The organism is Billgrantia zhangzhouensis (assembly GCF_021404465.1).
In the GTDB taxonomy this organism is placed as follows: Bacteria; Pseudomonadota; Gammaproteobacteria; order Pseudomonadales; family Halomonadaceae; genus Halomonas; species Halomonas zhangzhouensis.
The window spans coordinates 47908-56435 of record NZ_JABFTT010000021.1 but is presented as its reverse complement, the minus strand read 5'-3'; the positions used below and the strand labels follow the sequence as shown (position 1 = coordinate 56435).

Here is an 8528-nt window from a genome sequence, read left to right as displayed (position 1 = left end):
CCCGCTCCGCCGAGAAAGCCGCCCATGCCGATCGTGGCGGACCCGCCGAGCGTATCGTTGACGACCAGCGTCGCGCCGGTCACCTCGGTGAGGCCGGTAAAGCCGGCACTGTCGCCGGTCATCTCGACCTAGCCTCCGCCGGTGAGGGTGAGGCCGCCCGCGCCCGAAAGCGCGCCGGCATAGTGCCCCTCATGGTCCTGATCGAAGACGAAGGCAGCGCCTGCGGCGATGTCCAGATCGCCGGCGAAGCGGTCGCTCGCCGAGATCAGCGTGCCGTCCTCAACCGTCCAGTCGAGTGAGGAGCGGCCATCGAGCCTCAGCGTGCCGCCGCCGCGCAGGATCATGTCGCCATCCGTGCCGTTCAACCCGGCAATCTCGCCGGCAAAGACCCCATCGCTTGTCTGATCGAACGCCACCATACCCGCATTGGCGATGTTGCCGGAGATCGAACCGGCATCGCCCACCAGGGTGCCGGACCGGACGCGCGTGTCGCCATAGGCGTTGCTGCCCGTCAGCACCAGCGTGCCATCGCCGCCCATGACGAGATCGCCTGGGCCGGTGATGTCCTGTGTGAGGGTAAAGCTGTGCCCGGCCTCCTCGATGTCGAAACCGCCGCCATGCTCGCCCCAGACAATATCGCGTCCGATGCTGGACATGCCGGTGCCCGTTATCTGCAACACGCCGCCATCGAAGGTCAGCGCGCCCGAAACATCGCCAAGCTGGTCATCCGAGGAGACCGACAGCGTGCCTTGTGAAATCGTCCAGGGCGTTATCGCGGAGGTGGTACCCTCAAGTGTCCATATGCTGTCGCCCGTCTTCTCGAAGGTGTCGAAGCCGACGAACCATCCGTCATCGGTCGAGGGCGTATCGGTCAGTGTGGAGACATCGAAGCTTGCGTTGTCGTCGCCGCCCAGGACGAGGGCGCCGGTCGCGCCGCTCTCGACCACGACATTGCCGGTGAAGGAATAGCCCCCGCGCAGCTCCAGGCTGTTGGCTCCGCTGGTGAAGGTGATGGCGTTGGCCAGCACCTGATCTATTGGATCGGCATGGCCGCTCATACCGCCGGAAATTTCTCCGGCATTTAGGATGATGAGATCCGAGCCCAAGATACCGGCACCGCCTGTGCCCGGTTCGCCATCAGCCGCACTGGCGCTGTTGCCGCCAATTCCGCCGGTGCCGCCGCGGATCGTTCCACCATTGGTCAGAGAAAAACCACTGCCGCTGACACCAGTGCCACCATTGCCGCCGCGTCCACCGTCAACGTTGGTTGTCGCGCCGCCGCCCCCTCCGGTGCCGCCAACGATCTCGCTGCCACTGACATTGGCAACGCTGCCGCCACTGGTCAATTCAATGCCGGTGCCGCCATCGCCCCCACCCCCGGCGTGACTCTGGGTGAGATCACCGTCGCCGCCGGTTCCGCCCTGACCACCTTCGATACGGCTCGATGCCGACAAATTGATCGATCCGCCATTGGTTACAAGGACGCCAGCCGCGCCCTGACCACCACCGCCGCCACCGGCCATGCCGCCGCCGCCCTCCATGCCGCCACTGCCACCAGCACCACCAGTGATAACTGCCACATTGCTGGAGTTGCCGTTTCCCTCGATGAGCCACCCGACGCCACCGCCGCCGCCGCCGCCGCCGCCGCCCGACGGGGCACCACTGCCATCGGTTCCATCTTCACCATCGGTGCCCGCGACGTTGGCTGTATTGGCCTCGTCTGTTGATGTCGTTTTCCCCACAGTGCCGCCGGCTCCGCCAACTCCACCAGGGCCGCCGTAATCTCCCCCCCCGCTGCCCCCAGTACCACCAATTCCGGTGATCTGGTCGACGCTTCCGCCACCACCGCCGCCGTGACCGGTGCCACTTTCGCCATCGGGGCTTGAAGGGGTACCTCCATAGCCGGGACTGGAAAAGGCGACGCCGTTACCGCCATCGCCGCCGCTCTGGGTCTGCTGCGCCATCGCCGGTCCGACTGCCAGCACCAGCGCAAGCGCGGCCCCGGCCAGCATATGAGGCCCGCGCCACCTTGCTGTGATCCCCGAGAATTTTCCCTGCCCCATCCCCGCCGGTAGCCCCTTCTTCATCGCCCTCACCTCGATATACCCATCAGATCGAATCCCGACCTTCTATCATCCACATTTGGGCTTTGCGCGGAGTCCCAATATTTTGCAGAACGTCCCAATTTTCGATATTTCAGGAGGTATTGCGCGCGGGACACGCGCTTGCGACCCCGGGGCCGATACTGCATCCTGTGCAAAACCGATAATAACCAGCCCCGGGTACAGACGATGCCCAACGACATCCACCACGTCCATCTCGATACCAGAACCCTTGACGAGCCCGACAGGTTCGAGGTTTGGCGCAGCTATTTCCGCCGCACCTTCCTCGATATCCCCGACCCCGCGCGGGCGCCGCTGTTCGAGGCCGAGGGCGACATCATCACCAGCAGTGAAGGCGTGATGTTCACCGCCGGCCACTGCGAGGCGACCGACAACTACATGTCGGGCGATATCAGCGACTTCATCCTGCTCGGCTCGATCCTCGACGGAGAGAGCCTGTACAGCCATGCCGACAATGATGCGCTCAGCGTGACCCCGGCCAGTGGCCTGGCCATGCTCTCGCCGCAGGCCAAGGTGCGTGTCTCCAACCACTATCACCGCTATGCGCTGATCGTTGTGCCCAAGCGCCTGGTGCGAGCGCGGCTGGGTTTCGACATTGCCTACCCGGAGGTTCAGCGCGGGGCCGATCGCGGGCGTAGCGTTTTCACCTTTCCCCGCGCGCCGATCGCCCGCATGCTCGACGGCATGCTGCGCCTGGCCGCTCAGCACGCGCACATGTTCGACGGGGCGGCGGCGCAAACCACGCTCAACGGCCTGGTCGATTTCGCCCTGGCCACGGTGCAGGAGGAATACGCCCTCCAGAACGAAAGGCTGCCCGGTAGTGATCGCGCCTGGTATACGGCGGTCTGCACCATCATCGAGGGGCATCTTCATGAACCGACCCTCGATGCCAAGATGATCGCCCATTATCTGGGCATTTCCCGGAGCAGCCTCTACCGCATTCTCGCCGACCGGAACGAGACGGTCGGGCATCTCGTGCGCAGGCTGCGGCTGAAAAAAGCGCAACGGCTCCTGAGCCAGCCCCATAGCCAAATCAGCATGGTCGCGGCCGACTGTGGCTATGCCTCGGCCGCCGCCTTCTCACGCGCCTTTCGCAGCGCCACGGGAATGACGCCGAGAGACTGGCAACAACAGGCAAGGGCTGGCAACGTTTACCATTGACAGGGGCTGGCGTCGCTCACCGGCGGGCGAGCAGGTCGATGGGCTTGCCCTGTCTGCGGAGGGCCGCGTGTTCGTACCTATGCCGGGCTGGCCTCAAGCCGCCGCGACATCGAAGGCGACGATCTGGCGCCGTTCGCGGGAGAACTCGACACCGACCAGGTGAATGGGCTTGCCCTGGCCGCGGTACTTGTCGGCATAGCCCTTCTCCTGGAGCTGCTGCAGCGCCTTGCCTTCGGGCAGTTGCTCGACCACCTTGAACTCGAACAGGTAGAGGTGGCCGTCGAAGTCGACGGTCATGTCGACCTTGCCGGTATGGCTGGCGTCTTCCACCGTCACGCTCACGCCCAGGGCGGCGAAGTGGCTGTAGAACACGCTGGCATAGTGGCCTTCATAGCGCGCGATGGGGTTGTTGCGGTACCAGTCGTGGGGCAGGCCGGCATAGAGCGCCTTGAGGTGGGTTTCCAGCGCCGCCAGGTCGTGTTGGCGAAGTGCGTCGAACAGGGTCTTGCGCTGGCGAGGCGCATTCTCGACGCCCAGCACGGGCAACAGCGCCTGGTTCAGACTGCTCTCCACCTCCCGGTTGGGAACACCGAGCGTGTAGAGGCGATAGCCCAGCATTGGCTCTTCGACTTGCTTGACGGTGAGGTAGCCGGCCTGGAACAGCAATGCTTCGGTGGCCATGTCGTCGACGTCGAAGCGGCTCATCAATTCCGGCTCTGCCTCCCAATGGCTTAGCGCAGGCGTGTAGGTGCCGCGCTCCTTGAGGACATCGATCAAAAAGGCGGGCGTGGCGGTCTCGAACCAGTAGGGGGCGAACTCGCGTTTCTGAAACAGCAGCAGCACGTCGAATGGGTTGTAAACGGAAGGCACGGCTTGGCTCCCCCAACGGTAGCCGTTGTACCAGTGGCGGATGTCGCGGCGCTCCAGGCCAGGCAGCTCAGGCGCGAAGACCGTGTCGATGTCTTCGTCGGTATAGCCGCAGATGGTGGAATGGGGAGCGTCGAGGGTGATGTCGTTGAGGTTGTTGAGCCCCGAGAACAGGCTGACCTTGCTGAATTTGGAGACCCCGGTGAGCAGGCAGAATTGCAAGTGGCGATCAGCGTCCTTGAGCACACTGTAGAGGTTCTTCAGCCCTTCGCGTAGCTCGCGGGCGCGCTTGGGTTCGAGCAGGTTGTCGAGAATGGGCTTGTCGTACTCGTCGATCAGCACGACGACGCGCTGGCCATGCTGCTCGTGCGCCCGGCGGATCAGGTCCGAGAAGTCGTTGGAAATCAATTCCGGCGGCGGATTGATGATGCCCAGTCGTTGACGGTGCTGTTGCAGTTGGTGCCGGATGTGGCTGTCCAGTGTGCTGCGACTCGTCAGCACGCCGTCGCCAAAGCTCAGCCGAATCACCGGATGGCGCTTCTGCCAGTCCCACTTGTCGTGAATGTAGAGCCCATGGAACAGCGCTTCGCGGCCCTCGAACAGACAACACAGGGTATCCACCAGCAGGCTCTTGCCGAAGCGGCGCGGGCGCGAGAGGAAGTAGTACTTGCCTTGCTCGATCAGGCGGTGGATGTGAGGTGTCTTGTCGACGTAGTAGTAGCCGCCTTCGATGATGTCGGAAAAGGTTTGAATGCCGATGGGCAGCTTGCGGCGAGACGGGATGGACACGGCGACGCTCCTGCACTGGAAACCAGAGGCATTGAGCATACCATGGCCACGGTGCCTGTTAGGTTTTGTCCGAAAACCTAGAGTGACAGGGGGCTGCCATCGGGGAGCGGCTGGCGGCCATACAGCACCCAGACGTCCAGTGCCGGGCCCAGGTCCTCGATCAGGCGCAACGCGTCGGGATGCTCCTCGAGCGTTCGCCGGGTGCAGATGCCGGCCTCGAAGCGGCCTGCCAGCAGCCCCTGGGCCACCGCCACGGTGGTGGGCACGTCGAGTTCTTCGGCGAACCCCGAAAGGTCGGTGTAATACCGGGTGGCGGGCTGGCGCGCCACCTGGCGCGGCTCGGCGACCCCGCGACGCGCCAGCAGCGCCAGCGGATGGCTGCCGGCAACGAAGGCATCCACCGGAAAGGCGCGATGCATGTAGCGTCCCACGCAGTCGGCATGGCTGAAGTGGGCCGTGCATTGCAGCACCCTATCCACTTTGCCCGCCACCAGCGCCGCGAACATCGCGGGGAAGTCGTCGAACAGCCTCACCTGCGCATCGGCCAGCCCGCGAGCGTCGAGATAGCGGCGCAGCACCAGCACATGGTTATTTCCTTCGGGGCCTAGCGTGGCAACGATCATCTCATTTCCCTCAAGGGCTCAGCTCAAAAAGCGAAGATCGCCAGCGCGCCGGCCACCACCAGTACTACCCGCAGCCACGCGGCACGCCGCGCGATCACCCCGTAGGAGATGGCGGCGAGACCCAGCGCGATCTTGAGTGCATCGAGAACGGCCCAGAGCGGATCGAAGGCCAGGCGGATCACCTCGGGGTTGGCGACCATGGCCAGCGGGATGATGTAGAGCCCGATGCCCAATGCCATGGCTTTCATCGCTACCTTGAGCCAGTTCTCCCCGACCATGCCGGCGGCGATGAATACTCCGCCGCACACCGGCGGCGTGATGGTCGAGAGCAGCGCGAACCAGAACACGAAGAGATGGGCCAGCAGCGGCTCGAGCCCCAGCGCGGTGAGTGCAGGTCCCGCCACCGACACGCAGATCACATAGGCGGCGGTGGTCGGCACCTCCATGCCCAGTACCAGGCAGGCCAGCGCCGTGAGCAGCAGCGCCGGCCACAACATCTCGTTGGAGAGCGACAGGATTCCGGAGGTGATCTTGACCCCGAGCCCGGTCAGCGACAGCACGCCGATGACCAGCGAAGCGCAGATGATGATGGCGCCGATCACCGCCACCTGGCGTCCGGCCGTGACCACCGCTTCGGCCATGCGCGAGGCGAAGCCGCGTGCCGAGAACGTCAGCGTCACGTCGAAGAACAGCAGCAGCATGCCGGCGAAGATGGCGATGCTCGCCGCGTACTGCGGCGTATAGCCGCCGAGGAAGATACGTTCCAGCAACAGCACGAAGGGCACGGCGAAGAACAGCGAGGTGATCGCCACCTCCTTGCCGCTGGGCTGGTCGGCTGCCGCCATGGGTCGCAGATCGTGACGGGTGGCGTAGGCGTTGATGCCCATCCACACGGTGGCGAAATAGAGGATCGCCGGCAGTAGCGCCGCGGCCATGATCTGGGTGTAGGGCGTACCGGTGAGTTCCACCATGACGAAGGCGCCCGCCCCCATCAGCGGCGGCATGATCTGCCCGCCCGAGGAGGCTACCGCCTCGACGCCCCCGGCCAGGGTGCGCGGGTAGCCCAGCCTCACCATGGAGGGAATGGTGATGGCCCCGGTGGAGGCCACGTTGGCCGAGGCGGAGCCGGAGATCGATCCCATCAGCGCCGAGGAGATCACCGAGACCTTGGCCGCCCCGCCGGTCAGGCGTCCGGCAAAGGCACTGGCCATGTTCATGAAGCCGCGCCCCGCCTCGCCGGCGTTGAGCACTGCGCCGAAGATGACGAAGATCGCCACCACGCCGACGCTCACTCCGGTAAGCGAGCCCCAAAGGCCGCTTTCGGCGATGGTCAGGGTGCCGACGAAGCTCTGCATCGGCAGCCCCGGATGGCCGAACTGGCCGGGGATGTGTTCACCGAACACCGCGTAGGCCAGCGCCGCCACCGCTACCAATGGCAGCGGCCAGCCGATCGCCCGGCGTGCCGTCTCCAGGGTAAGCACGATCAGGAATACGCCCAGCAGCATCTGGAAATCGTTGTCGATGAAGCCGTACTGGGTGGCCAGGGCTTCTTCATTGAAGGCGATATAGCCGCAGGCGGCGATACCGAGCACGGTCAACAGCCAGCCACTCCAGCGCTCGTAAGGAGTGCGAGCGGACAAGATCAGGATCCAGGGTAGCGCCAGGGCCATGTGAATTGGCCGGCTGACCAGCGCCGGCGTCAGACCGTAGAAGATCAGGCCCAGGTGAAAGACCACCGTGACCGCACCGAGGAGCACCCAGGCGGGATGGACGCGCGGCGCATCATGACCGACGGCCGAACCGGCCAACGATGAAGAGGAAGAAGTCGATAGCATAAAATGCAGGGATGCCTTGCGACCCCAGCGGGGGCGTCCTTGCCCCGGCTGTCAGCCGTGATTAACGAAATTTGGCTCTATACGAAAACTGTCTGCGCTCGCCGATTTTTCGTACAAAACCTAGCGCAGCTCGTCGGGAATCTCGATGCCGGCTTCGTCATAGTAGCGCACGGCTCCCGGGTGCAGAGTGCCGGCGATGTTGCCGATCATGTCGTGGGTAATGCCGCCCCACCAGGCGGTCTCCTCGGCCATGGCATCGCGCCGCTCCCAGAACGTCTTGGTCAGGGCGTAGGCTGTGTCATCGTCCATGCTGGTGGTGGTATAGGCGATCACCGGCAACGAGGTGGTCTCGACATCCTCGTCGACCCCGGTGTAGGTGCCGGCGGGAATGGTCTGGCGGGCCGCGCCGGTCTGCTCGATCTGCTCGTCGGTGAGGCTGACCAGGCTGATCGGCATGCTGGCGGCGGTTTCGATCACGTTGGGCGTGGGGAACGAGCTGGCCGTGACGAAGGCATCGATCTGGCCGTTCTTGAGCGCATCGGGACCGCTGCCGATCTCGGCATTGGCCACGCGCACCTTGTCCAGCATGTCGAACAGCTCCAGATAGCGCTCCGCCTCACGGGCGCCAAAGGTGCCGCGACCGATGAGGATATGCTTGTCCTCCAACTCCTCCAGGCCGATCACACCCTCGTCGCCGGCTACCACGAGGTGCATGGTGATGGCGGGAATCGGGAACAGGCCACGAATCTCCTGGAAGCGGGGATTCTGCCGTTCGGCGAAGGGACCCTCGCCGGCCATGGCCTGGTCGACCAGCCCCGGCGGCGTGGTGAAGACGTAGTTGCCCTGGCGCGCCATCACCTCCATGACGTTCTGCACCGAGCCCTGGCTCTCTTCCAGGGTCAGTACGATTTCGCCTTCGGTACCCCGGCGGATCGCCTCGGAGAGCTCGACCCCCATCTGGTAGTAGGCCGTGCCCGCCGAGGCGGACTTGTAAGTGACTCGGGTTTCGGCCTGGGCGGAAAGTGCAGTGGCGCCCAATGCGACGGCCGTAGCCGAGGCCAGCAGGGTACGAGTAAAGGCGAACTTGCGGTTTGACATCGGTCTCTCCGTTTCGGCGTCCAGCATCGCTG

6 protein-coding genes are annotated in these 8528 nt (G+C 64.6%); 1 reads left to right on the top strand and 5 read right to left on the bottom strand.

Annotated features, from left to right (window positions below; genetic code table 11):
• Nucleotides 1-128: 128 nt before the first annotated feature.
• A complete protein-coding gene (locus tag HOP51_RS20945; RefSeq protein WP_267957829.1) occupies nucleotides 129-2087 on the bottom strand; it encodes an autotransporter-associated beta strand repeat-containing protein in 1959 nt (652 codons plus the stop codon).
• Nucleotides 2088-2291: 204 nt separating this feature from the next.
• On the opposite strand from HOP51_RS20945, the gene HOP51_RS20375 reads away from it, so the two are divergent.
• A complete protein-coding gene (locus HOP51_RS20375; protein WP_234275700.1) occupies nucleotides 2292-3284 on the top strand; it encodes a helix-turn-helix transcriptional regulator in 993 nt (330 codons plus the stop codon).
• Nucleotides 3285-3377: 93 nt separating this feature from the next.
• Here the strand turns inward: HOP51_RS20375 and HOP51_RS20370 are convergent, their stop codons facing one another.
• The 4 genes from HOP51_RS20370 to HOP51_RS20355 all read right to left on the bottom strand — a co-directional run bounded on the left by HOP51_RS20370 (nucleotide 3378) and on the right by HOP51_RS20355 (nucleotide 8496).
• Nucleotides 3378-4940 (bottom strand): AAA family ATPase, encoded by a 1563-nt coding sequence (locus HOP51_RS20370; protein WP_234275699.1) that lies wholly within the window; start codon nucleotides 4938-4940, stop codon nucleotides 3378-3380.
• Between the two features lie 77 nt (nucleotides 4941-5017).
• On the bottom strand, nucleotides 5018-5563 hold the full coding sequence (locus HOP51_RS20365) for a substrate-binding domain-containing protein (protein WP_234275698.1): 546 nt from the start codon (nucleotides 5561-5563) through the stop codon (nucleotides 5018-5020).
• A 23-nt stretch (nucleotides 5564-5586) separates the two neighbouring features.
• On the bottom strand, nucleotides 5587-7398 hold the full coding sequence (locus HOP51_RS20360; RefSeq protein ID WP_234275697.1) for a TRAP transporter permease: 1812 nt from the start codon (nucleotides 7396-7398) through the stop codon (nucleotides 5587-5589).
• Between the two features lie 120 nt (nucleotides 7399-7518).
• The gene (locus tag HOP51_RS20355) at nucleotides 7519-8496 is read right to left on the bottom strand and encodes a TAXI family TRAP transporter solute-binding subunit (RefSeq protein WP_234275696.1); all 978 of its coding nucleotides are present in this window, start codon (nucleotides 8494-8496) and stop codon (nucleotides 7519-7521) included.
• Nucleotides 8497-8528 lie beyond the last annotated feature (32 nt).

What these genes read in the sequence shown, in the direction of transcription:
- HOP51_RS20945 (WP_267957829.1), bottom strand. Translation starts at nt 2,087, where the DNA reads ATGAAGAAGGGGCTACCGGCGGGGATGGGGCAGGGAAAATTCTCGGGG.
- HOP51_RS20375 (WP_234275700.1), top strand. Translation starts at nt 2,292, where the DNA reads ATGCCCAACGACATCCACCACGTCCATCTCGATACCAGAACCCTTGAC.
- HOP51_RS20355 (WP_234275696.1), bottom strand. Translation starts at nt 8,496, where the DNA reads ATGTCAAACCGCAAGTTCGCCTTTACTCGTACCCTGCTGGCCTCGGCT.
- HOP51_RS20365 (WP_234275698.1), bottom strand. Translation starts at nt 5,563, where the DNA reads ATGATCGTTGCCACGCTAGGCCCCGAAGGAAATAACCATGTGCTGGTG.
- HOP51_RS20360 (WP_234275697.1), bottom strand. Translation starts at nt 7,398, where the DNA reads ATGCTATCGACTTCTTCCTCTTCATCGTTGGCCGGTTCGGCCGTCGGT.